The sequence below is a fragment of the Streptomyces sp. NPDC058650 genome (assembly GCF_042717315.1).
Lineage (GTDB): Bacteria > Actinomycetota > Actinomycetes > Streptomycetales > Streptomycetaceae > Streptomyces.
The window spans coordinates 11745-35093 of record NZ_JBHXRL010000025.1 but is presented as its reverse complement, the minus strand read 5'-3'; the positions used below and the strand labels follow the sequence as shown (position 1 = coordinate 35093).

General features: G+C 73.1%; 15 protein-coding genes. 11 read left to right on the top strand and 4 right to left on the bottom strand.

Annotated elements, in window-relative coordinates; all coding sequences use genetic code 11:
- Positions 1-8: 8 nt before the first annotated feature.
- The 3 genes from ACFWWU_RS32175 to hmgA form a co-directional block, all read right to left on the bottom strand.
- Positions 9-1241, bottom strand: coding sequence for a type ISP restriction/modification enzyme (locus ACFWWU_RS32175; RefSeq protein ID WP_384150919.1), 1233 nt, complete (start codon positions 1239-1241; stop codon positions 9-11).
- A 14-nt stretch (positions 1242-1255) separates the two neighbouring features.
- Positions 1256-2005, bottom strand: a complete 750-nt coding sequence (locus tag ACFWWU_RS32170) for a GntR family transcriptional regulator (RefSeq protein WP_356680331.1) — start codon at positions 2003-2005, stop codon at positions 1256-1258.
- 93 nt (positions 2006-2098) lie between these two features.
- Entirely contained in the window at positions 2099-3412 is a 1314-nt protein-coding gene (hmgA, locus tag ACFWWU_RS32165; RefSeq protein WP_384150916.1) for a homogentisate 1,2-dioxygenase, read from the bottom strand.
- Positions 3413-3565: 153 nt separating this feature from the next.
- On the opposite strand from hmgA, the gene ACFWWU_RS32160 reads away from it, so the two are divergent.
- The 10 genes from ACFWWU_RS32160 (at position 3566) to ACFWWU_RS32115 (ending at position 20864) form a co-directional block, all read left to right on the top strand.
- Complete coding sequence (locus tag ACFWWU_RS32160; protein ID WP_384150913.1) at positions 3566-5698, top strand: right-handed parallel beta-helix repeat-containing protein; 2133 nt, start codon at positions 3566-3568, stop codon at positions 5696-5698.
- Positions 5695-6537 (top strand): hypothetical protein, encoded by an 843-nt coding sequence (locus ACFWWU_RS32155; protein WP_384150911.1) that lies wholly within the window; start codon positions 5695-5697, stop codon positions 6535-6537. Before ACFWWU_RS32160 ends, ACFWWU_RS32155 begins: the two co-directional genes overlap by 4 nt.
- Positions 6534-7847, top strand: coding sequence for a hypothetical protein (locus tag ACFWWU_RS32150; protein WP_384150908.1), 1314 nt, complete (start codon positions 6534-6536; stop codon positions 7845-7847). The genes ACFWWU_RS32155 and ACFWWU_RS32150 overlap by 4 nt, the downstream gene beginning before the upstream one ends.
- Before the next feature lie 374 nt (positions 7848-8221).
- Positions 8222-13126, top strand: coding sequence for an RICIN domain-containing protein (locus ACFWWU_RS32145; RefSeq protein WP_384151165.1), 4905 nt, complete (start codon positions 8222-8224; stop codon positions 13124-13126).
- A gap of 149 nt (positions 13127-13275) precedes the next feature.
- Positions 13276-14628, top strand: coding sequence for a hypothetical protein (locus ACFWWU_RS32140; protein WP_384150906.1), 1353 nt, complete (start codon positions 13276-13278; stop codon positions 14626-14628).
- Positions 14629-14674: 46 nt separating this feature from the next.
- Positions 14675-15379, top strand: a complete 705-nt coding sequence (locus ACFWWU_RS32135; protein ID WP_384150904.1) for a TetR family transcriptional regulator — start codon at positions 14675-14677, stop codon at positions 15377-15379.
- 102 nt (positions 15380-15481) lie between these two features.
- Positions 15482-17683 (top strand): molybdopterin oxidoreductase family protein, encoded by a 2202-nt coding sequence (locus ACFWWU_RS32130; protein WP_384150901.1) that lies wholly within the window; start codon positions 15482-15484, stop codon positions 17681-17683.
- Positions 17684-17840: 157 nt separating this feature from the next.
- The gene (locus tag ACFWWU_RS32125) at positions 17841-19244 is read left to right on the top strand and encodes a CitMHS family transporter (protein WP_384150898.1); all 1404 of its coding nucleotides are present in this window, start codon (positions 17841-17843) and stop codon (positions 19242-19244) included.
- A gap of 218 nt (positions 19245-19462) precedes the next feature.
- Positions 19463-20116 (top strand): hypothetical protein, encoded by a 654-nt coding sequence (locus ACFWWU_RS32120; protein ID WP_384150895.1) that lies wholly within the window; start codon positions 19463-19465, stop codon positions 20114-20116.
- A complete protein-coding gene (locus tag ACFWWU_RS32115; RefSeq protein WP_384150892.1) occupies positions 20103-20864 on the top strand; it encodes a class F sortase in 762 nt (253 codons plus the stop codon). The genes ACFWWU_RS32120 and ACFWWU_RS32115 overlap by 14 nt, the downstream gene beginning before the upstream one ends.
- Here ACFWWU_RS32115 and ACFWWU_RS32110 read toward each other — a convergent pair.
- Positions 20839-21276, bottom strand: a complete 438-nt coding sequence (locus ACFWWU_RS32110; protein ID WP_384150889.1) for a hypothetical protein — start codon at positions 21274-21276, stop codon at positions 20839-20841. The two genes, ACFWWU_RS32115 and ACFWWU_RS32110, sit on opposite strands and share 26 nt — an antisense overlap.
- A 528-nt stretch (positions 21277-21804) precedes the next feature.
- On the opposite strand from ACFWWU_RS32110, the gene ACFWWU_RS32105 reads away from it, so the two are divergent.
- Positions 21805-23196, top strand: a complete 1392-nt coding sequence (locus ACFWWU_RS32105) for an aldehyde dehydrogenase family protein (protein WP_384150887.1) — start codon at positions 21805-21807, stop codon at positions 23194-23196.
- Positions 23197-23349 lie beyond the last annotated feature (153 nt).

Here is a 23349-nt window from a genome sequence, read left to right as displayed (position 1 = left end):
GCAGCCGGCTAGAGCAAGGCGAACTGGCCCTCCGGACCCTCCTCCTGATGATCCAGTACGGACGCGGGGCGGCGGGCCCGGTCCGGCACCGGCAGCACCCCGGCCGCCCGCAGCTCCTCCCGGGACACGGCACGAGCCGTCGTGAAGGCGGCACGCTCCGGCTCCCGCGTGCCGAGCAGCGCCAGGACGGTGATCAGGTCGAGCAGCTCCGAGGTCCACTCCTGCGGCCAGGCGGCCGGCCCGAGCGCCTCCAGGGAGCCCGGCTCCGCCACCGCCGTCCGGTGCGCGAACCACTGCTCCAGGACGCGCACCCCGCCGACCCGGAACTCCCAGGCCTCCACCGGTACGGGGGAGATCCGGCCCTCCCCGAGCCCCAGGACCTCGTCCCCCGCGTCGTACGTCACGTCCCCGGGCCGCGCCGGGACCGCCGCCCGCACATAGGGGCGGCGCCCGCCCGGCAGCCTCGGCTTCGACCCGCTCAGGGCGCCCCGCAGCTGTACGTCGGCGAGCTCCCGGCCGAGCGCCACGCCCGCCGCCCAGACCTCCGGGTCCGCGGGGAGCGGGACGCGGCAGCCCGCGGGGGAGGGGAGGGCCGCCGCCAGCGTCCAGGCGACCCACTCGCGGGCGTCGACCCCCTGCCCGTACCGGTGGGTGAGGAACGGCAGCAGGCCCGGCGCGAGATTGGGCTCGCGGCCGCCCGGGCGCCGGAACAGCGGGCGGATCCGGCCGGGACGGCCCGCCGGGGAGCGCCCTTCGGGGAGCGTGGCCGTCACCAGGAGCGCGGGGCCGGCCGCGCCGGGGACGTACCCCTGCTCGACGGCGAAGACCTGCGGCTCCCCGGCGACCCGCCACAGCTCGGGGCGCGCGGTGTCGATGAGCCGGTGGTCGGGGAGCAGCCACTGCTCGTCGAACGGCCCGTGTGCGATGCGCACCGGCTCCGGGCACGGGCCCGACTCGCGGGCGAAGCGCACGGTCCCGGTGCGCTGACCGGGCAGGGCCGCCACCGCGCTTGCCGGGGTCCGGGCCCGGCTCGGCCGGAAGAGCGCCTCGCGCTCGGCCCCCTCCGCGGCGGTCAGCCGGTCCCAGCGGACCCGCAGCGTCCGCACGTCCGGCGCCACGATCCAGGACCGCCCGAAGCGCAGCGGCGCGACGGACCAGGGCATGAGGTCGTCGAGGAGGGGCAGGTCGTCGAGAACGGGCGGGTCGTCGTTCGCACCGGATGCTTCCGTCACGCCCCGCATGCTAACGACCGCCCTCAGTGCGCCTCCACCGTCACGGTGAAGGAGAAGCGGTCGCCGCGATACCGGATGCGGGCCACGTCGACGACCCTGCCGTCCTCGTCGTAGGTCACGCCGGTGTAGTGGAGGATCGGCGAGAGCAGCGGGACCTGGAGCAGACCCGCCGTCTCCGGGTCGGCGAGGCGGGCCTCGACCGTGTCCGTGATGCGGCTGATCCGCACCCCGACCACGTCCCGCAGCACCTTCGTCATCGGCCACCGCTCCAGGTCGGCCGGGTCGATCGCGGCGGCGAGCTCCGGCCGCACCGCGTTCTCCACCCAGTTGGTCGGCTCGCCGCTCTCCCCGTCACGGCGCAGCCGCCGGTACGCCACGATCTCCGTCACGTCCGGGAAGTACTCGGTGAGCTCGCCCGGCACCGGTCCCGCGCCGTGCCCGAGGACCGTCGTCCGCTCGCCCGACTGCTGGGCCACGATCGCGTCGATCGAGCCGAGCAGGCGGCGCGGGGTGGAGCGGCGGGCGCCCGGCTCGATGAAGGTGCCGCGCCGTCGGTGCCGGCTGATCAGGCCCTCCTCCTCCAGCTCCTTGAGGGCCTGGCGCATGGTCAGCACGCTCACGCCGTAGTGGGCGGCGAGCTGCTCCTCGGTGGGCAGCCGTAGTGAGGCGTCGGGCGTGCGGCCCAGTATCGAGGCGCGCAACGACTGTGAGACCTGATACCAGAGCGGCAGCTTGCGGTTCAGGACCAGCGAGTCGGGGGCGAAGGCGGTCACGTGTTCTCCGTACGACGGCTAGGGCCTGTTCGGCGGATCGGCGACCCCGGCCGTGATCCGCCGAACAGGGCCTACGGGCTTATGGCCGGGACACTACGGCCGGAAGTGGCGCTCAAGACCCTGCCATACGTCGTCGTACCCCTTCTGCAGATGGTCGGCGTTCGCGGCCTGCGGGGTCGCTGTCACCGGCCAGCGGGTCTCGAACATGAAGGCGAGGCCGTCGTCGATCCGCTGCGGCCGCAGCTCCGCCGCGCTGGCCTTGTCGAAGGTCTCCCGGTCGGGACCGTGCGCGGACATCATGTTGTGCAGCGAACCGCCGCCGGGCACGAAGCCTTCGGCCTTGGCGTCGTAGGCGCCCTCGATCAGGCCCATGTACTCGCTCATCACGTTGCGGTGGAAGTACGGCGGGCGGAAGGTGTCCTCGCCGACGAGCCAGCGCGGGGCGAAGACGACGAAGTCGACGCCCGCGAGCCCCGGGGTGTCGGACGGCGCGGTGAGGACCGTGAAGATCGACGGGTCGGGGTGGTCGTAGGAGATCGTCCCGATGACGTTGAAGCGGCGCAGGTCGTAGACGTACGGGGTGTGGTTGCCGTGCCAGGCGACGACGTCCAGCGGAGAGTGGCCGTAGGTCGCCGACCAGAGGTGGCCGCAGTACTTGTTGATCACCTCGACCGGTCCCTCGACGTCCTCGTAGGCGGCCACGGGGGCCCGGAAGTCGCGGGCGTTGGCGAGGCCGTTGGCGCCGATCGGGCCGAGGTCGGGGAGCTGGAAGGGTGCCCCGTAGTTCTCGCAGACGTAGCCGCGGGCGGTCTCGTCCAGGAGTTCCACGCGGAAGCGGACGCCGCGCGGGATCAGCGCGACCTCGCCCGGGTACGCGGCGAGCAGGCCCAGCTCCGTACGGAGCAGGAGGCCGCCGCGCTCGGGGACGATCAGGAGCTCGCCGTCGGCGTTGCCGAAGACCCGCTCCATGGAGGCGTTGGCGTGGTAGAGGTGCACGGCCATGCCGGTGCGCTGGGTCGCGTCGCCGTTGCCGCCGAGGGTCCACAGGCCGGCGAGCCAGTCGGTGCCGGGGGCCGGCTCGGGCAGCGGGTTCCAGCGGAGCCGGTTGGGGTCGGGCACGGTCTCGGTGAAGGGGGCCCCGCGCAGCGCGCCGTCGTCGGTCCGGGTGAACGGCGGGTGCGCGGCCGAGGGGCGGATCCGGTAGAGCCAGGAGCGGCGGTTGTGCGCCCGCGGCTCGGTGAAGGCGCTGCCGCTGAGCTGCTCGGCGTAGAGACCGAGGGGTGCGCGCTGCGGCGAGTTGCGGCCGTGCGGCAGCGCGCCGGGGACCGCCTCCGAGCTGTGCTCGTTGCCGAAACCGGTGCTGTAGGTGAGCGCCTCGGCCGTCTTGCCGGCCTGCTCCGTGGTCATCGCCCGCTCCTGTCCTGAGCCCGCAAGGGGAATCCTATGGATGACCGTAGGATTCCGCGGCGCTCCCGTCAACGGGGCACGGGTGCGAGGTGTTCCGGATTGGTGGCGCACGAGGGGGTCAGAAAAGATGAACAATGCTCTACTCTCACGCGCATGTCCTGGACCCGAAGATTCGTCCTCGCCCTTTCGGCCGTCCTCGCGGCCCTTGCCGCGACCCTGCTCACCGCGCCCGGGGCCCAGGCCCACGAGGAGCGGCCCGTCACCTTCCCCGACGGCTCCGGCAGCGTGCCGACGCTCCGTTCCGGAGAACCCGACCTCCTCGTCTGCAAGACCGACCGCGCCGACTTCGCGCGCCGGATATCCGCCTTCCCGGCCCCGCTCAAGGCCCGCAACCTCGCCCTCCTCGACCGCTGCGCCCGCGACGGGTACCGCCACCTCCAGCAGGCCGTCGACGCCGTCGACCGGCCGGGCATGACGATCGCGATCCTCCCGGGCCTCTACGAGGAGGAGCCCTCGCTGCCCGCGCCCACCGGCGCGTGCGCCTCGCTCAAGGCGCCGACCTCCTCGTTCGGCTACCAGATCCTCAGCTACGAGCAGCAGCGGCAGTGCCCGCACAACCAGAACCTGGTCGCGATCCTCGGCAAGAAGAACCTCCAGATCGAGGGCACCGGCGCCACCCGCATGGACGTCGTCATCGACGCCAAGTACCAGAAGCTCAACGGCGTCCGGGCCGACCAGTCCGACGGCGTCTACTTCCGCAACTTCACCGCCCAGCGCACCACCTTCAACTCGCTGTACGTGCTCGCCGCCGACGGCTTCGTCATCGACGACGTCCTCACCCGCTGGAACGACGAGTACGGCTTCCTCACGTTCGCCTCCGACCACGGCCTCTACAAGAACTGCGAGTCGTACGGCAACGGCGACTCCGGCATCTACCCCGGCTCGGCCTCGAACATCAACGACGGGCGCGGCTACGACGTACCCCGCTACTCCATCGAGATCACCGGCTGCCGCAGCCACCACAACATGGTCGGCTACTCCGGCACCGCCGGAGACTCGGTCTGGGTCCACGACAACGAGTTCGACCACAACATGGGCGGCGCCTCCATGGACTCCGCCTTCCCCGGCCACCCCGGACTTCCCCAGAACCACGCCCGCTTCGAACGCAACCTGATCCACGACAACAACCAGAACTACTACCCGTACGTCGCCGACGGCACCTGCGCCAAGCCGCCCGTCGACCGCGGCTACGAACGCGGCGTCGTCTGCCCCCAGATCTCCATGCCGCCCGGCACCGGCATCATCACCGCCGGCGGCAACTGGAACATCTACGAGGACAACTGGGTCTACGGCCACCAGCGCACCGCCTTCTACCTCAACGCCGTGCCCGCCTTCATCCGCGGCGAGTCCGCCTGGGGCAAGCAGACCGACACCTCCCACCACAACCGCTACGCCGCCAACCACCTCGGCGTCGACAAGGCCGGCAACTCCCGCCCCAACCGCTCCGACGTCTCCTGGGACGGCCAGGGCAGCGGCAACTGCTGGCAGTCCGACGCCGGCGCGTCCAGCCCCGGCGCCCTGCCCGGCTGCGGAGAACGCCGAGGCGACGTCTCCGGCAACACCGACCGACTCGTCGGAGAGCCCGTCAAGCTCGCCCAGCTCCTCGTCTGCGCCGACTACAGCGTCCCGGAGCGCCGCCTCCCGGCAGGTTGCGACTGGTACGGCGCCCGCGGCCTGGAGCGCGTCGAGACCCAACTCGCCCTCGGCAGCGCCCTCGTCCTCGCCCTGACCGGCTTCGCCCTGTGGTGGCGCCGCCTGCGCGGCCACCGGCTCGCGGGCGTGGCCACCCTCGTCGGCCTCGCGGGTCTGATCCTGGACGTGGTCGGCTCGACCCTCGCCCTCACCCCGACCGTCGTCCCGGCCCTCGCGCTGCTCCTCACGGGCGCGTGGTGGACCCTCATCGGCCTCGCCCTGCGGCCCACCCGCCCCGTCTTCGCCTGGACCACGGTCGCCCTCGGCGCCCTCACCCTGCTCGACGCCTTCGACAAGGCGGTCCTGATGCTCCCGGGCATCCCCCTCAGCCCCGCCTGGTTCCGCCTGCTGCTCGGCGTCGTCTGGGTCCTCTGGGCGGTGATCGCGGCAGGCACCCGCACACCCGGAACGGCCGACCCCGAGCCGGAGGCGGAACCCACGCGGGGGTCCGTCACCCCCCTCGCGGCCACCCCCTCCGCGGCCACCGCCCCCGAGTCCGCCGACGCCCGCCCCCGCGAGGAGGGAACGGCGTGACGCACCCCCGCGGGGCGGCGACGCCCCTGCTCTCCCTGGCGCTGGTCCTGGCCGCCGCGGTGTCCCTCGCGGGCTGCGGCGACCGGCCCACCACCCACCACAACCCCGGCACCAGCCACGAGGAGGCCACCGGGAGCAGTGGCACCCTGCTCCCGGCCCGCGACGAGGCCGGCCACCGGCTGCGGGAGGTCCCGGCGGCGACCGCGCCCACCGTCCGGATCGAGACCAGGCCCGACACCGAGGGCGGCTGGAACGTCCACCTCACGGTGGAGAGGTTCCGCTTCACCCCGGACAGCACCGGCGGCGCCGCCCTCCCCGGCCGCGGCCACGCCCGTCTCCTGGCCGACGGCAAGGAGACCGCCCGTCTGTACGGCGCCTGGGGGTACGTACCGCCCGGCATCCGCACCCTGACCGTCCGCCTCCACGCGGACGACCACACGGTCTGGGCCGTCGCCGGCGCCCCCGTACAGGCCACCGTCCGCCTGGACGGCGCCGCCCCCTCGACACCGCCGAGCCCCCGGCCCTCCGGCACGGCCACCGCCACCGCCGCGCCGCCGAGCCCCCAGCCGTCCGAAGCCGGCCGGACCGTCACGCTCACCATCACCGGAAAGACCGTCCAGCCACCCCCCTCCCGCATCGAGTTGAAGAAGGGCGAGCGCCTCACCCTCCGGGTCACCGGCGACCGCGCCGACACCCTCCACGTCCACGGCTACGACCGCGAACTCCCCCTCTCTCCCGGCGTCCCCGCCTCCCTCACCCTCACCGCCGACCGCACCGGTCTCTTCGAGGTCGAGACCCACGAGTCCGGACTCCTCCTGACCCAACTCGTCGTCCGATGACCGGCGTCCCGGTCCCCGTCCCCGGTCTCCCGCTCGCCCCGACGCCCGGCCTCCCGCTGGCCCACGGCGTCGGCTCGCAACACGACCTCCCCCTCTCGCCCTTCTACGCCTACGCGGGCGCCTTCACCGCGCTCCTCGTCTCCTTCCTCGCCCTCGGGCTGCTCTGGTCCTCGTCCCGCTTCCGCGGTGACGAGGCCGGGCGGCCCGTCCCGGCCGCCGTCCAGCGGGTGGCCGACGCGCCGGCCACGCGCACCGCGCTCCGGCTCCTCGGCACCGCCGTCGCCCTGCTCTTCCTCGCCCACCTCCTCCTCGGCCCCGACGACCCGGACCGCAACCCCGCGCCCGGCGCCCTCTACGTCCTCCTCTGGGTCGGCCTCGTCCCCGCCTCCCTCCTTTTCGGTCCCGTCTGGCGCCTCCTCAACCCGCTCCGCACCCTGCACTCCCTCCGCCCGCCACGGAGCCCCCGCCCTCTGCCCGCCGCCATCGGCATCCGCCCCGCCGCCGCCGGGCTCCTCCTCTTCACCTGGCTCGAACTCGTCGCCCCCGACAACACCTCCACCACCACCCTCCTCGTCGCCCTCGCCGTCCACGCCGGCGTCCAACTCCTCGGCGCCGCCCGCTACGGCGACCGCTGGTTCGCCCACGCCGACCCCTTCGAGGTCTACTCCTCCCTCCTCGCCCGGCTCTCCCCGCTCGGCCGCCGCGCCGACGGCCGCCTGGTCCTGCGCTCCCCCTTCCACAGCCTCGACTCCACCCCGCAGACCCCCGGTCTCGTCGCCACCGTCTGCGTCCTCCTCGGCTCCACCGCCTACGACGGCCTCTCCGACAACCCCCGCTGGATCACGACCCTCCAGACCTCCTCCCTCGACCCCGCCGTCACCGCCACGCTCGGTCTCCTCGCCGTCGTCGCCCTCGCCGCCGCCTGCTACGGACTCTGCGCGGGCGCCCTCCGCCTCATGGACCGGTCCCTCACCACACCCCTCACCTCCTTCGCGCACTCGCTCCTGCCCATCGCCCTCGGCTACCTCGTCGCCCACTACTTCTCGCTCTTCGTCACCGAAGGACCACGTACCGTCATCATGGCAGCGGGCACTGACAACGCCCTCTCGCCCGCCCCGCCACTGGGTCCCGGCGGCCTCGCGACCCTCCAGGTCGCCGCGATCGTCACCGGTCACGTCCTCGGTGTCGTCGCCGCCCACGACCGGTCCGTCCGGCTCTTCCCGCCCGCCCGGGCCGTCGCGGGCCAGCTGCCGCTGTTCGTGCTGATGATCGCGTACACCCTCGGAGGCATCGGCCTGCTCATCGCCTGACGCGAGGCGAACTCTTCAGTAACCCTCTTGAACAAGGGGGTTGGCCTGTGTCTATGGTGATCCCCGCGCGTCGGACGGAGCCTGACCACTCCACGACGGCACGCACATCACCGGCGGCCGGGGGAACAGTGCCGCCACGGGGAGGGATGGACCGCCATGCCGCGACGCAGGTTCGTCGTGCCCGCCATGCCGCGACGCAGGCTCGTCGTGCCCGCAGCGAGGGCCGTCACAGCCCTGTTCCGCCTGCGGTCCGGCGCGCCCGCGTGATCCGCGTGATCCGCGTGATCCGCGTGCAGAGCTTCGGCCTCTCCTGAGGGACGCCCCCACCGTCCTCGTTCCACACGAAGGATCCTCTCTTGCGTTTCAGACCAGGGATGTTCATACCCGGATCACGGTTGTCCGTGCTCCTCACCCCTCTCACCACCGCCGTGACCGGCCTCGCCGTGCTCGGCGGCCTCGCCGTCCAGCCCGGCGCCGTCACCCCGCGCATGGCCACGGTCGGCAACGACTACGACTGGTACGACGAGACCGCCGCGGAGGAACTGCGTCAGGACCAGTGCCTGATGGCGGACGTGCTGCGCGTGGGCGGGCCCGCCATGGCCGCCGTCGCCCAGGGCGGGCTCGACCTGCCGCCCGAGGGCCTCCACACCGCGGCCGACCGCAAGTACTGGGAGGACACGCCGCTCGCCACGGCGTTCACGAAGGACAAGGCCGCCGCCGACAAGGAGTTGGCGGACATCTACGCCCTCCGCGAGAGCTGGAAGAAGCCCGTGTACGGGCTGACCACCCCCGCGGGCATCAACAACGCCACCTTCCACTGGCCTCCCGGCGTCAGCGAGGGCGAGGACTTCCACACCCAGACCGGTCTGACCAAGTGGATCGCCGACCGGTTCTGGAAGGACGAGGGTGACTTCTACGTCGACCCCACGCCCAAGGCCGACGAGCAGACCCGCAAGGCCGTCACCGACCTGGGCACGCCCCTGTACGGCACGCCTCCCAACCCGCAGACGAGTACCGACTGGTACCGCGACGGAGCGGAGCACGAGGGCTTCAAGTGGCTGAAGGAAGCCACCTTCGAGCCCACGGGCGCCGACAACGCCCGTCTCTTCCTGGCTTCCGGTGGCTTCCCCCGTAAGGCCCCCGTACCGGGCTCGGCGGAGTTCCGCATCGCCGTCGAGGACATGAAGACCCGGTACTCGACCTGCGCCTGGCGCGACGCGATCGACCCGAACAAGGTCCTCGGCCCCGTCGCCGACACGGCCGCCGCGGAGTGGCAGCAGGAGATCACCTCCCAGGCCGCCCAGCGAAACCAGGTCGTGGACGCGAGCGAGAACGCCACCAAGGCCCTCGCGACCGGAGCCAGGGCCCTCGGCCAGATGCTCGGCCACTCGTGGGTCGCCGACCACCTCACCCGCTGGCAGGACTTCTGGTCCGCGGGCGGCGTCGGCTGGATCGGTGACGTCGAGTCCACGATCGAGCTGAAGGCGGCGCCGGGCAAGTGCCTGGAGTCCCAGGGCGGCGGCACCGCCAACGGCACCCCGGTCCAGGTCTACACCTGCAACGGCGGGGCCGGGCAGAAGTGGCGCATGGAAGGTGACGACCACGGTCTGCACCTGCGCAACGTCAAGTCCATGAGCTGCCTCGACGTCGCCGGCGGCGGCACGGCGGTCGGCACGAAGATCCAGCTCTACACGTGCAACAGCTCCCCGGCGCAGACCTGGGCGTACACCCCCCGCGCCACCACCGCGCTGAAGGGCGTCGGCTCGGGCAAGTGCCTGAACTTCCCGACGTACGACCTCAGCAGGGACGCGGTGCTCGCCACCTGCAACAACACCGGCCCGCAGCAGGTCGTCATCAAGCCGTCCGGTCGCAACGGCGAGGTGCAGCCCAAGGCCCACTTCGACCAGGCGACGAAGGGCGTCACGGACGCCCGCGCGGGCGCGAAGGCGCAGTTGGCGGTCATCAAGCAGCAGGCCGCCGCCGCGAAGACGGCCGTGGCCGCCTCCGACGCCGCCGAGCAGGCCGCGTACGCCATCGCCGATGCCAAGGGCGCTCCGCGTGGCCGCGGACTGCTGGTGGGTCTGCAGAAGGCCCAGGTCACCAAGGGTGTCGCCGCCGCGCTCGACGCGATGGTGAAGGCCGGCGAGACCGCCGAGGCCGCCACCCGCGCCGCCGCCGCGGACAGCGAGACGATCGCGCAGCGCGCGCTCGCCCAGGCCTCCCTGTCGAAGGCCGAGTTCCGCAAGGAGGCGGCCCGCGCCGCCGAGTGGCAGGCCAAGGCCGCCGCGGACGGTGCCAAGTTCCAGCGCGACACCGCCAAGAAGGAGAAGGAGACCGCCGAGGCCAAGCTGGCCGTCGCCGTTCAGGCGGAGGCGGACGCCAAGGCGGCCGCCGCCGACGCCCACGCCCGCAGGCTGTCGGCGGAGGCGGAGGAGAAGACCGCCGAGAAGGAGAAGCTGACCGCCGTCGCCAAGCAGGGCGAGGCGGCACAGCACCGCAAGAACGCCGAGGCGGAGGCGGTGAAGGCGGACGACGCCAGGAAGCTCGCCGAGTCCGCCGAATCCACCGCGGTCCAGAAGAAGAACGACGCGGTGAAGGCCAAGGACAAGGCCCGCGAGCTGCGGGACGACGCCTGGGCCGCCGAGCAGCGGGCGGACGCTTCCCGCGCCAAGGCCGACGCCAAGGAGGCCTTCGCCCAGGCCCACGAGTCCGATGACGCCGCCCAGGCGTCCCGGGCAGCCGCGGACGCCGCCGACACGCACGCGGACAACGCGGAGGCGGCGGCGGGCAGGGCACGTGGTGAGGCCGACGCGGCGACGCAGGCCGCCGCCGAGGCGGACGCCGCGGCCACCCGCGCCGAGGCCGCCGCGGGTCGGGCCCGTGCCGACGCGGACGCGGCCCAGGCAGCCAAGCTCAAGTCCGAGGCGGCGGTGAAGACCGCGACCAGCGCCGTCGCCGACGCCCTGGAGGCTTCGCAGCGTGCCGCCGACGCGGCGAAGACCGCGCAGAAGCTCGCCGACGAGGCGGAGACCAAGGCGAAGGAGGCCAAGACCCACGCGGACGAGGCCAACAAGGAAGCCGCCAAGGCCCTCGCCGCCGCCGCCAGGGCCGCCGGCTTCGCCCACGTCACGGCCCAGGCCGCCGTGGACGCGGGGAACTCCGCCGCACAGGTCGCCCAGCCGGCCAACGACGCGATCCAGCTCGGCTCCCCGTACGTCACGACCGACTCGGCCGCCGGCCTGGTCGTCCTGACCGGCCAGGCGTCGAAGACCATCGCCGAGCAGCAGAAGGCCGTCGCCGAGGCCCACGCCAAGAACGCGAAGGACGAGGCGGCCGCCGCCAAGGCCATCGCGGACGCGGCCACCGGTGAGGCCAAGCAGGCGTACGTGCACGCCGCCAACGCCGCCGCCCACGCGGCCGACGCGCGTACCTACGCCAAGGAAGCACTCGGCTACGCGGGCGACGCCGCCCGCGCCGCGGCCAAGGCCGCCGAGTCCCTGGCCCGCACGGTCGAGTACGACCGTCAGGCCGGCGAGGACGCCGCCGCCGCCGACAAGGCGGCCGGGCGCGCGGAGGGGCACGCCAAGACCGCCCGCGAATCCGCCGACCAGGCCGCCCTGGACGCCCAGGGTGCACGCGACGCGGCGGCCGCCGCCGAGCAGGCCGCCAAGGACGCCCGCGCGGCGGCCGACCGCGCCGACGCCGCCGCGACCGAGGCCGAGGAAGCGGCCAAGGACGCGCTGAAGTACGCCAAGGAGGCACAGGAGGCGGCCGACTCCGCCGCCCGGAAGCAGGCCAACCAGCAGATCAAGGACGGCGCGGGCACGGGCGGGCTCGGCGGCACGTTCTTCGTCGTCGACGAGGACAGCCTCAAGGTCACCGACTCCAAGCAGAAGAACCCCTGCGTCCTCGAACCCGGCTGGACCGGTTGCACCGTCACGTTCGACGTGACGTTCGACGTCGAGGTCGACTTCTTCCTGTGCACCAACCCCGATGTGCCGGCGACGGAGACCGGCTGCCCGTCCGAGGACACCCTGCTCCTCGAACGACAGCCGTTCAAGGGTCTGAAGAAGGAGGTCACCCGGTACTTCAGCAAGTGGGACCTCATCGAGGAGACCGTCGCCTACAAGGTCCTCAAGGCCATCCTGCTGCAGGACTTCATCGACTGCTGGAAGGGCAGCGCGGGCGGCTGCGCCTGGGCCGCGAGCAACTTCATCCCGGGCAAGCTGTTCACCAAGGCCGGCGAGGCGATCACCGCCCTCCACGCCGCGCTGAACACCGGGATCGGCGTCCGTGACGCGTTCAACACGCTCAAGGCGCTGGACGGGCTGGACCCGGCGACCCTCGCGCGGCTCGAGAACACGGTCAATCTGTACGAGGACCTGGTGACGTCCTGCAGGACCAACAGCTTCCCGGCCACCACCCGGGTGCTGATGGCGGACGGCAGCCACAAGGCGATCGGCGACGTCCGCCGCGGGGACCGTGTCCTCGCCGCCGACCCGGAGACCGGGGAGCGCCGCTCCCAGGAGATCTCCGCGACGTACGCGCACGACACCGAGCGGCTCGTCGACATCACCTTGGTCGACGGGTCCGTCCTGACGAGCACCGCCGGACACCGCGTGTACGTCGACGGGCGAGGCTGGACGATCGTCTCCGAGCTGCGCACGGGCGACGCCCTGCTCACCCCCGAGGGCACGTCGGTCGCCGTCGGCGGGCTCAAGGACCGCTCGGGGCTCACCCCGAGCACGGTGTACGACGTGACCGTCGACGGCCTGCACACGTTCTACGTGCGCCCCGAGGGTCCGCGCGCGAAGGACCTCCTCGTCCACAACTGCATGAACCTCACGGACGAACTGGCCTTCCCGAGCAGCGGGGCCCACACGCTGAGCCGGCACGTCAACCCGACGCCCCGGCAGGCGGCGGACTTCGCGGAGGCGAACCGGCTCGCGGGCAGGACCCCGACCAACAGTGTCTGGACCAGCCAGGAAATCGCCCAGCAGGCGATCGACCGTGTCGTCTCGGACTACTTCTTCCCGCACGGCAAGCGGCGGACGGCCAGCTTCGACGCACTGGACAACTTCCTCAACAAGCGGGGCCAGTGGCGGAACAAGGACACGTTCGAGATCACCGGTTCGTGGGACGCGTACCCTTCGCTCGGCAAGGTGTACCGGCCGGACGGATCGTGGACGGCGGCCGGGAACGAGGTCACCGTGGTGCTCAAGCGGATGAAGAAGAGCGGCCACATGGGATACATCATCTACACGTCGTATCCGGTCTGACCCGAAGAGCGTGCGTCGGTGGACGTCGAGGTCCGTGACCTGACGTCCACCGGCTGACCACGACAGTGGTGGGCCCGTCCCGGTTCCCGGGGCGGGCCCGTTCCATGGCCGGGCGAAACCCGCCCGGCACACGAGACGAGGAAGCGGTCATGGCGCGGCAGCGTGAGAGATACGGGGACTTCTACGAGGGGGACTTCGGTCTCGGCGAACTCGCCGCGCGCGTGTGCGCCGCCACCGGTCCGGTCGACCTTCCGGCGGCGCTCCGCCTGGCCGTGGATGTGGCGGGTCTGTGCGAGGGGGAGGGCGCCGTCGAGCTGGGGCACGACGTACGCCTCCTGCGGGACTCGGCGGTTCCGGACGCGGCGCTGCGCGCGGTGTGGCTGGCGGCGGCGGGGGGGCGCTTCGACCCGGGCGACCACGGCATGGACACGCGCGGTTGGCTGGGGCGGCTCGCGGAGCTGTACCCGGTCCGCGTGCGTACGGACGCGCCTGGGGGCGGCTTCACCCGGCCCGAGGTCGACGAGGCGCTGCTGCGGGAGGAGGTCGTCGCGGAGATCCGGACGTCGGCCGCCGAGGCGGCCGACCCTCGGACGTCCGACGCCCGGCCCCCTGCCGCTGCCGCCCAGCCTTCGCGGACCGCGTTTCCCACGGCGGCGCTCGAGTCGATCGCGACGGACGTCGACGCGGACCTGGCCCTCCGCCTCTGCCTCCGGGTTCTGAAATCCCGGCACATCGCCGTCGGCAAGGCGCAGTTCGACCGGCTGATGGCGCTCGACGAACGCCTCGCGTACCCCGGTCCGCTCGTCTACGACGGCCTCACCGTACGGTGGCCGCCAGTGGACCCCGCCCGCCGTGACGCCGAGGGGGACTTCGGCCTCACCGCGCTCGCGTCCCGGTTCGCCGGGCCCTGGTACGCGGACACGCCCCGCGACGTACTGGAACGGGCCGTGGCCGACGACGAAACCGGGCAGACCCCGGGCTCCGCGGCGGCCGTGCTGCTCCAGGACGCCCTCCGTCTCCTGGAATCCCCGGTGCCCACCGGCACGATCACCACGGTGTGGGGCGCCGCATCGGAACAGGGGTACGACGTCGAGCAGGCGGGGATCGACGGAAGGGAGTGGCTCCGGACGGTCGCCGCGGCCTGCCGCGACCACCTCGCCCGGGTCGCCCCCGCGTACGAGCCCCGTACGGCCCCGGTCCGCGCCGAACTCGCCGACGCCGTCCTGGACGTGCTGCGGGAGTCGGCTCCGGAGCTCGCGCGCCGGACCGTGAGCCCGCACGCGCGCCCCCTCCCGGGTACGGTCGCGGCCGAGGCCGTCGCGCGGGTCGTCGCCGAGGCCGACCCGGATCTCGGCTTCCGGCTGCTCGTCCGTCTCCTCGCGGTGCTCTCCGTGCCGCTCACCGAGGAGCGGTACGCCCGCTGCCGGGCGCTCGGCGAGCGATTCGGCTACGGCGCGTGGCATGTCTCCGAGGCGGTGGAGCGGTTTGTCCGATACGAGTGAGAACGGTGTCGCGGTCGGGCGAGCCGGGCCCGACGGGAGCGGCATCATGGCTTCTGTGTCCCAGACCAGCCCGAAGACCCCGCCGGTTCTCCGCCGAGCCCCCGTCCAGCAGCGCAGCGCCGAGCGGCTCGCCCGGATCCTCGACGCCTGCGCCGATCTCCTCGACGAGACCGGTTACGAGCAGCTGAGCACCCGCGCCGTCGCCGCCCGCGCGGGTGTCCCCATCGGCTCCGTCTACCGCTTCTTCGGCAACAAGCGGGCGATGGTCGCCGCCCTCGCCCACCGCAACCTCGACCAGTACGCCGAGCGGATCTCCACCCGCTTCGCGGCGACGCCCCTCCTCGACGCGTACGGGGCCATCGACGGCGTCCTCGACGAGTTCATCGCCATGAAGCGGACCGTCCCGGGCTTCGCGCTGGTCGACTTCGGCGTGCCGGGAGGCGCGCCGGGGGACACGGCGGCGGAGAGCGGTGAGGGGAAGGACGAAGGGGAGGGGGCCGGGGCGGGGCCCGGTGCCGAGACCGCCGTCGAGGACCCCAATCACCTCGTCGCCGAGCGGCTCTGCGCCCTGCTCGCCACCCACCTCGGCCGCACCGCCGACGAGGTCCTGCACCGCAAGGTCCTGGTCGGCGTCGAGACCGCCGACGCGCTCGTCCGGCTCGCCTTCCGTACGGACCCCGAGGGCGACGCGGCGCTGATCGCCGAGACCCGCCAACTCCTGTACGCCTACCTGGTGCCCTCGCTCGCCTAGCGCCCCGCTCCGCCTCGCCCCGCACCCGGATCCCGCGCCCCCCTCCCGTACGTGCCTACCGGTCGGTATGCTCGGCGCCACCCGACGCACCAGGGAGAAGCCATGCCCACCGCCCTGCGCATTTGCCCCCTCTGCGAAGCGACCTGCGGACTGACCCTGACGCTCGACGGCTCGCGGGTCACGGGAGCCCGCGGCGACCGCGAGGACGTGTTCAGCCAGGGGTTCATCTGCCCCAAGGGCGCCGCCTTCCCCGAGGTCGACGCCGATCCGGACCGGCTCCGCCGCCCGCTCGTCCGGAAGGACGGCCGACTCCAGGAGGCGAGCTGGGCCGAGGCGTTCGACACCATCACCGCCCGGATCAGGCCGCTGATCGAGGAGTACGGGCCGGACTCCGTGGGTATCGTCCTCGGCAACCCCAACGTGCACACGATGGCCGGCGCCCTCTACCCACCCCTCCTCATCGGCGCCCTGCGCACGCGGAACCTCTTCACCGCGTCCACGCTCGACCAGATGCCCAAGCACGTCTCCAGCGGCCTGCTGTTCGGGGACCCCTTCGCCATACCCGTCCCGGACCTGGACCGCACCCACCACCTCCTGATCCTCGGCGCCAACCCGCTGGACTCCAACGGAAGTCTGTGCACCGCCCCCGACTTCCCCGGCAGGCTCAAGGCGCTCAAGCGGCGCGGCGGCACCCTCACCGTCGTCGACCCCCGGCGCACCCGCACCGCGCGCCTCGCCGACCGCCATGTCGCGATCCGCCCCGGCGCCGACGCGCTCCTCCTCGCCGCCCTCGTCCACACCCTCTTCGAGGAGGGCCTCACCGACCTCGGCGCGCTCGCCGCCCATGTCGAAGGGGTCGAGGACGTACGGGAGGCGGTGAAGGAGTTCAGCCCCGAGGCCGTCGCCGCCGCCTGCGACGTGGACGCCGCCACCCTCCGCACGCTCGCCCGCGAACTGGCCGCGGCGCCCTCCGCCGCCGTCTACGGACGGATGGGCAGCTCCACCGTGGAGTACGGCACCCTCGGCAACTGGCTCGTCGACGTCCTCAACGTCCTCACCGGCAACCTCGACCGGCCCGGGGGCGCGCTCTTCCCGCTCTCCGCCACCGCACCCGCCCCGCGTCCGGCGGGCCCCGGCCGGGGATTCGCCCTCGGCCGCCGCCACAGCAGGGTCTCGCACCACCCCGAGGCCAAGGGGGAATTGCCGCTGGTCGCGCTCGCCGAGGAGATCGAGACGCCGGGGGACGGGCGCATCCGGGCAGTGATCACCGTCGCCGCCAACCCCGTCCTCTCCGCCCCCGACGGGAACCGGCTCGACGCCGCCCTCGGCTCCCTCGACCTCATGATCGCCGTCGACCCGTACCTCAACGAGACCACCCGCCACGCCGACGTCCTCCTGCCCCCGCCGCCACCCTCCCGGAGCGCCCACTTCGACTTCGCCTTCAACGGCTTCGCCGTCCGCGACCAGGCCCGCTACACCCCGGCGGCCGTCCCCCTCGAAGCGGACTCCATGGACGAGTGCGAGATCCACGCCCGGCTGATCCTCGCCGTCTCCGGCACACACGGCGCCCCGCCGTCCGCCGTCGACGAGCTCGCCATCGAGACCACTCTCGCCAAGGCCGTCACCCAGGAGCACTCACCGGCGTACGGCGCGGACCCCAAGGAGTTCGCGGAGCGACTCACCGGGACCACGGGACCCGAGCGCCGGCTCGACCTGATGCTGCGCCTCGGCCCGTACGGACTCACCCTCGACGAGCTGCGGGCCCACCCGCACGGCATCGACCTCGGCCCGCTCAAGCCGCGCGTCCCGGACCTCCTCAAGACCCGCAGCGGCCGGATCGAACTCCTCCCCGCGCCCCTCGCCGCCGATCTGCCCCGGCTGCGCGCCGCGCTGCACGCCGTACCGGCCCCGGGCACCCTCCAGCTCGTCGGCCGCCGGCACCTGCGCTCGAACAACAGCTGGCTGCACAACACCCCCGCCCTGGGCGGCGGCTCGAACCGCTGCACCCTCCAGGTGCACCCCGAGGACGCGGCCCGGTTGCGGCTCACGGACGGCGGGCTCGCGCGGATCACCGGGGAAGGCGGCTCCCTTGAGGTGCCGGTGGAGATCACCGACGGGGTGCGTCCGGGCGTGGTGAGCCTGCCGCACGGCTGGGGCCACGACCGGCCGGGCACCCGGCTGGCCGTGGCGGCCGCCCGCCCCGGCGTCAACGTCAACCAGCTCCTCGACGGCTCCCGGATCGACCCCCTCTCCGGCACCGCCGTCCTCAACGGCTTCCCCGTCGACGTGGCACCCCTCGGCTAGCGCCCCTCGCCTAGCCCCCCGCGTGGCCTCGGCTCTGACCTGGGGTTTTGCTCGTATTGCTCACGCGTCAACGTCTTGTTAACGGCAGAAGAGGGCACCTACCGTCATCCGGACCGCCGCTCGGCGGCAGTTCAAGGGTGAACGTGAGGTGTCCTCCATGCTGACCGTCCTCGGCTTCGCCATGATCGCGACCTTTCTGGTCCTGATCATGATGAAGAAGATGTCGCCGATCGCGGCGCTCGTGCTGATCCCCGCGCTCTTCTGTGTCGCGGTCGGGCAGGGGGCCCAGCTCGGCGACTACGTCATCGAGGGGGTCGGCAAGCTGGCGCCGACCGCCGCGATGCTGATGTTCGCGATCGTCTACTTCGGCGTCATGATCGACGTCGGCCTCTTCGACCCGATCGTCCGGGGCATCCTGCGCTTCTGCAAGGCCGACCCCGTGCGCGTCGTCGTGGGTACGGCGGTGCTCGCCGCGATCGTCTCCCTGGACGGCGACGGCTCCACCACCTTCATGATCACCGTCTCGGCGATGTATCCGCTCTACAAGCGGCTCGGCATGAGTCTCGTCGTCATGACCGGTGTCGCCGCCACCGCCAACGGCGTCATGAACACCCTGCCCTGGGGCGGCCCCACGGCCCGCGCCGCGACCGCGCTGAAGCTGGACGCCGCCGACATCTTCGTACCGATGATCCCCGCGCTCGGCGTGGGCCTGTTCTTCGTCTTCGCCCTGGCGTACGTCCTCGGGCGCCGCGAGCGCAGGCGCATCGGCTACCTCACGCTCGACGAGGCTCTGGTGCCGGAGACCGAGACCGTACTGGTCGCGGCCGGCGGCGGGGCGGGCGCGGACGCGAACGCGCCGAAGAAGTCCGTCGGCGACTCCGGCGCGGGCGCGGGCGAGGGTGACGGCGACGGCGACGGCTTCCAGGGTCTCGACCCGAACCGCGCGACCCTCCGGCCCAGGCTGTACTGGTTCAACGCCGGCCTCACGATCGTGCTGCTCACCGCCATGATCATGGAGCTGCTCCCGATCCCGGTGCTGTTCCTCCTCGGCGCCGCTCTCGCGCTCACCGTCAACTACCCGGACATGGCCGAGCAGAAGGCCCGTATCGGCGCCCACGCGGAGAACGTCCTCAACGTCTCGGGCATGGTCTTCGCCGCCGCCGTCTTCACGGGGGTCCTCACCGGCACGGGCATGGTCAAGCACATGGCCGACTGGCTCGTCGGCGCCATTCCCGAGGGCATGGGACCGCACATGGCCGTGGTCACCGGCGTGCTGAGCCTCCCGCTCACCTACTTCATGTCGAACGACGGCTTCTACTTCGGCGTGCTGCCGGTCCTCGCGGAGGCCGGCGCGGCCCACGGCGTGTCGCCCCTGGAGATCGCCCGGGCCTCGCTGGTCGGGCAGGCGCTCCACATGTCCAGCCCGCTGGTGCCCGCGGTGTACGTCCTCGTCGGCATGGCGAAGGTGGAGTTCGGCGACCACACCCGGTTCACGGTGAAGTGGGCCGCGCTGACCTCGCTGGTCGTGCTGGCGGCGGGGATCCTCTTCGGGATCATCTGAGGCCCGGCGCGGGCCCGCGCCGGGCCCGGGAGGGGGCTCGGGACGGGGCTCGGGAGGGCGTTCGGGCCCGGGAGGGGCTCGGGATCGGCCCGGGGCTCGGCCGGACGGGCGACTTCGGAGGGCGGCGCGCGCATGTCGCCACCCTCCGTGTTCATTCGGTGACTGATAGTCGGATTATCGGTTGAAATGTCCGACGAACTCCTTCCGGAGGAACCCGCATGACCGCTCGCACCCGCCGCCCTCTCGCCGCCACCGCCGCAGCCACGCTGGCCCTCGGCAGCCTCGCCCTCGCGGGCGCGCCCTCGGCGTTCGCAGCGCCCGGCGACAACGGCGACGTCAAGATCCACAAGGTCGGCACGCCCTTCGACGACCAGAGCAACGAGCCGAAGGTCTGCAAGTTCTACCTCGCAGCCTTCAACTTCGACACGCTCCAGGAAGTCGACTGGGAGATCACCCCCCAGCCACCCAAGGCGGACGACCCGAGCCTCACCGGCCACATCACGCTCGCCACCGGCAAGGGCCACACTGGGCCGCTGTCGCTGCCCAACGGCCAGTACAAGCTCGTCTGGACCTTCGAGGGCGAGAACGGGGCCGGCAAGCACAAGGTCTTCAAGGTCGAGTGTCCCGGTGACGTCGTCACCAACCCGACCCACCCGCCGACCTCCGGCGGCAACGGCCACGGCCCCGGCGGCAACGGTCACGGGAAGCCCCCGCACGGCCCGGTCGGCGCGGGCGGCGGCGGCAGCGCGCCGATCGCCGCCGAGGACTCCTCGACCTTCGGCATCGGGGCGGCCGTCGTGGCGGGCCTCGCCGGCACGGCCGGACTGGTCATGATCCGTCGCTCGCGCCGCCGCGACAATGGCGCCGCGTAGGTCCGGCCTCACGCCCCGGCCCCGCCTCACGCGCCGGCACCGGCGACTCCTCCGGCTCACCAGGACCGTCACGGTGACGTGCGTCCTGGTGGCCGGGGGCGCCTGGTGGGCCGCGGACGGGGAACCGGCCGACCCGCCCCTCGTCGCGGGACCGGTCACACCAGGCCCGGCCGCGGCGGGAGCGGCGGCCGGCGCCCCGGCCGCCCTCGATCACAAGGCGAAGCCCAGGGCGCTCCCCAAGGCCACGCCCCCGCCCCGGCCGGCACCGCCACCCCAGCCGCTGGCCCGGTCGCGCCCCACGGCGCTCGCCGTCCCCGCCATCACCATCGAGGCCCCGGTCACCGAACTCGGTCTCGACGGCGCCGGCCGGCTCGCCACCCCACCCGTCGACAATCCTCACGTCGTCGGCTGGTACGCGAAGGGTGCCACCCCGGGGGAGCGCGGCACCGCCGTCGTCGTCGGTCACCGCGACACCCGCAGCGGGCCCGCCGTCTTCCTCAACCTCGACTCGCTCAGCCCCGGCAACACCGTCCGGGTCGCCCGCGCCGACGGCAGGGTCGCCGTCTTCACGGTCGACCGCGTCCGGACGTACGCCAAGGCCGACTTCCCCGACAAGGAGGTGTACGGCGCCACAGGGCGGCCCGAACTGCGGCTGCTCACCTGTGGCGGATCCTTCGACCGCAGTACGGGCTACGAGGCGAACATCGTCGTCTTCGCCCACCTCACCGGCATCGACCGGACGATCTGACCGACGGACCCCAGCCGCGTCCGTCGCTCTCCCCGCGTCCCTCGTCTTGTCCGGGTCCGTCGTTCTCCCCGCTCCGGCGGGCTCCCGCCACCCGGTGGGCGCCCGCCGGATACGGCAGTTTCTCCGCCAGGGAGGCCGCCCGGTCGAAGCACTCCGCCGCCTCCCACTCCCGGCCGAGCGCCGTGAGCGCGGCGGCCCGCGCCGACCGCACCTCGTACTCGGCCTGGTGGTCACCCTGCGCCACGGCCGTCCGCTCGGCCGGGTCGAGCGGCCCGCTCCCGCCGGGTTCGTCCTCCCGCACCCGTCCGCGGGCGAGCGCCACCAGAGCGTACGGAGCGCACCACACGGCGTACGACTCCGAGTCCCGCACTGCCGTCCCTGCGAGCTCCCGGGCCTCCGCCACCTTCTCCACGAGGAGATGGGGCTCGTCCGGCCCGTGGCGCCGTCAAGGACGGTGACGAGCAGGGCGTCGGTGAAGCGGGCGGTGGCGCCCTTCAGCGGCGTCCCGGTGATGTCCCGGACCGTCCGGTGACGGCGTGCGCGGGCATGGCGTCCAGATCGAGGGCGTGGGCGAGGGACTGGCCGGCGGTGACGGTGAGCGCGTCCCCACCCCCGTACGGACCTGGGGGAAGGCCCTGGGGGAGGCGGGGCGGGCTCGGTCGGGGGCGCCGGGTCCGGGCCGTTGCTGGGGAATTACCGGAGGGCCGGGGCCGGGGCCCCAGTGCAAGGAGGCTTCCGCCAGTTCCGGGGGTGTACGGCTGTGCGGGGTGTCCGTGGACAGGGCCGGCGCCGGGGCGGCACGATCGGTTCGGTACTGAGACCTGGGGCACTCCGGGGACCCTGGCGCCTGAAAACTAACAGCGCTAGTTTGGGTCGGAACGGCGAACCCATCGGTAACGTCCGGTCGGCGACGCGAGTCGGCAAGGTGAGGAGGCAGCGGATGAAGGCCCACGACGCGATGTACATCGGCGGGGAGTGGCGCCCCGCCACCTCGGCGGAGACCATCCCCGTGATCAACCCGGCGGACGAGCAGGTCATCGGCCACGTCCCGGCGGGCACCGCCGAGGACGTCGACGCCGCCGTACGCGCCGCCCGCGCCGCGCTCCCCGGCTGGGCCGCCACCCCGCCCGCCGAGCGCGCCGCCCGCATCGCCGCCCTGCGCGACGCGCTCGCCGCCCGCGCGGAGGAGATCGCCGCCACCGTCACCGCGGAGCTCGGCGCCCCGCCGCAGCTCGCCGCCGCCGTCCACGCGGGCCTGCCGATCGCGGTCGCCGGCACGTACGCCGAGCTGGCCGCCACCCACTCCTTCGAGGAGAAGGTCGGCAACTCCACCGTCTACGCCGAGCCGGTCGGCGTCGTCGCCGCGATCACCCCCTGGAACTACCCGCTCCACCAGATCGTCGCCAAGGTCGCCCCCGCGCTCGCCGCCGGCTGCACCACCGTCCTCAAGCCCGCCGAGGACACGCCGCTCACCGCCCAGCTCTTCGCCGAGGCCGCGCACGAGGCGGGCCTGCCCGCCGGCGTCTTCAACCTGGTCACCGGCCTCGGCCCGGTCGCCGGACAGGCCCTCGCCGAACACCCCGACGTGGACCTCGTCTCGTTCACCGGCTCCACCGCCGTCGGCCGCCGCATCGGAGCCCTCGCGGGCGGCGCCGTCAAGCGGGTCGCCCTCGAACTGGGCGGCAAGTCCGCCAACGTGATCCTGCCCAGCGCCGACCTCCCCAAGGCCGTCGCCGTCGGCATCGCCAACGTCATGTCCAACTCCGGCCAGACGTGCAGCGCCTGGACCCGGATGCTCGTCCCCGCCGAGCGGTACGAGGAGGCTGTGGCCCTCGCCGCCGAGGCCGTCGCCAAGTACGTCCCCGGCGAGCGTGTCGGCCCCCTCGTCAACGCCAAGCAGCAGCAGCGGGTCCGCGGCTACATCGAGAAGGGCGTCGAGGAGGGCGCCCGGCTCGTCGCCGGCGGCCCCGAGGCCCCGCGCGAGACCGGCTACTACGTCTCCCCGACGGTCTTCGCCGACGTCACCCCGGACATGACCATCGCCCGCGAGGAGATCTTCGGCCCGGTCGTCTCGATCATCCGGTACGAGGACGAGGCCGACGCGCTCGCCATCGCCAACGGCACCGAGTACGGCCTCGCCGGAGCCGTCTGGGGCGAGCCCGCGGAGGCCGTCGCCTTCGCACGCCGCATGGAGACCGGCCAGGTCGACATCAACGGCGGCCGGTTCAACCCGCTGGCCCCCTTCGGCGGCTGGAAGCAGTCCGGCGTCGGCCGGGAGCTCGGCGCGCACGGCCTCGCCGAGTACCTCCAGACGAAGTCCCTGCAGTTCTGACCGTTTCGACCGTCCGACCGTTCCGGCTGTCCGACCGTTCCGGCTGTCCGACCGTTCCGGCTGTCCGACCGTTCCGGTCGTTCCGACTGTCCGACCGTCCGGCCGTTCTGATGGTTCCGACCGTTCCGAGTCCCCGAGGAGCACCGCACGTGA

Excerpts from the sequence above, each read along its gene's own strand:
- ACFWWU_RS32130 (WP_384150901.1), top strand. The coding sequence starts at position 15,482 with ATGCCCACCGCCCTGCGCATTTGCCCCCTCTGCGAAGCGACCTGCGGA.
- ACFWWU_RS32140 (WP_384150906.1), top strand. The coding sequence starts at position 13,276 with ATGGCGCGGCAGCGTGAGAGATACGGGGACTTCTACGAGGGGGACTTC.
- ACFWWU_RS32115 (WP_384150892.1), top strand. The coding sequence starts at position 20,103 with ATGGCGCCGCGTAGGTCCGGCCTCACGCCCCGGCCCCGCCTCACGCGC.
- ACFWWU_RS32175 (WP_384150919.1), bottom strand. The coding sequence starts at position 1,241 with ATGCGGGGCGTGACGGAAGCATCCGGTGCGAACGACGACCCGCCCGTT.
- ACFWWU_RS32105 (WP_384150887.1), top strand. The coding sequence starts at position 21,805 with ATGAAGGCCCACGACGCGATGTACATCGGCGGGGAGTGGCGCCCCGCC.
- ACFWWU_RS32160 (WP_384150913.1), top strand. The coding sequence starts at position 3,566 with ATGTCCTGGACCCGAAGATTCGTCCTCGCCCTTTCGGCCGTCCTCGCG.
- ACFWWU_RS32150 (WP_384150908.1), top strand. The coding sequence starts at position 6,534 with ATGACCGGCGTCCCGGTCCCCGTCCCCGGTCTCCCGCTCGCCCCGACG.
- ACFWWU_RS32135 (WP_384150904.1), top strand. The coding sequence starts at position 14,675 with ATGGCTTCTGTGTCCCAGACCAGCCCGAAGACCCCGCCGGTTCTCCGC.
- ACFWWU_RS32120 (WP_384150895.1), top strand. The coding sequence starts at position 19,463 with ATGACCGCTCGCACCCGCCGCCCTCTCGCCGCCACCGCCGCAGCCACG.
- ACFWWU_RS32125 (WP_384150898.1), top strand. The coding sequence starts at position 17,841 with ATGCTGACCGTCCTCGGCTTCGCCATGATCGCGACCTTTCTGGTCCTG.
- ACFWWU_RS32145 (WP_384151165.1), top strand. The coding sequence starts at position 8,222 with ATGTTCATACCCGGATCACGGTTGTCCGTGCTCCTCACCCCTCTCACC.
- hmgA (WP_384150916.1), bottom strand. The coding sequence starts at position 3,412 with ATGACCACGGAGCAGGCCGGCAAGACGGCCGAGGCGCTCACCTACAGC.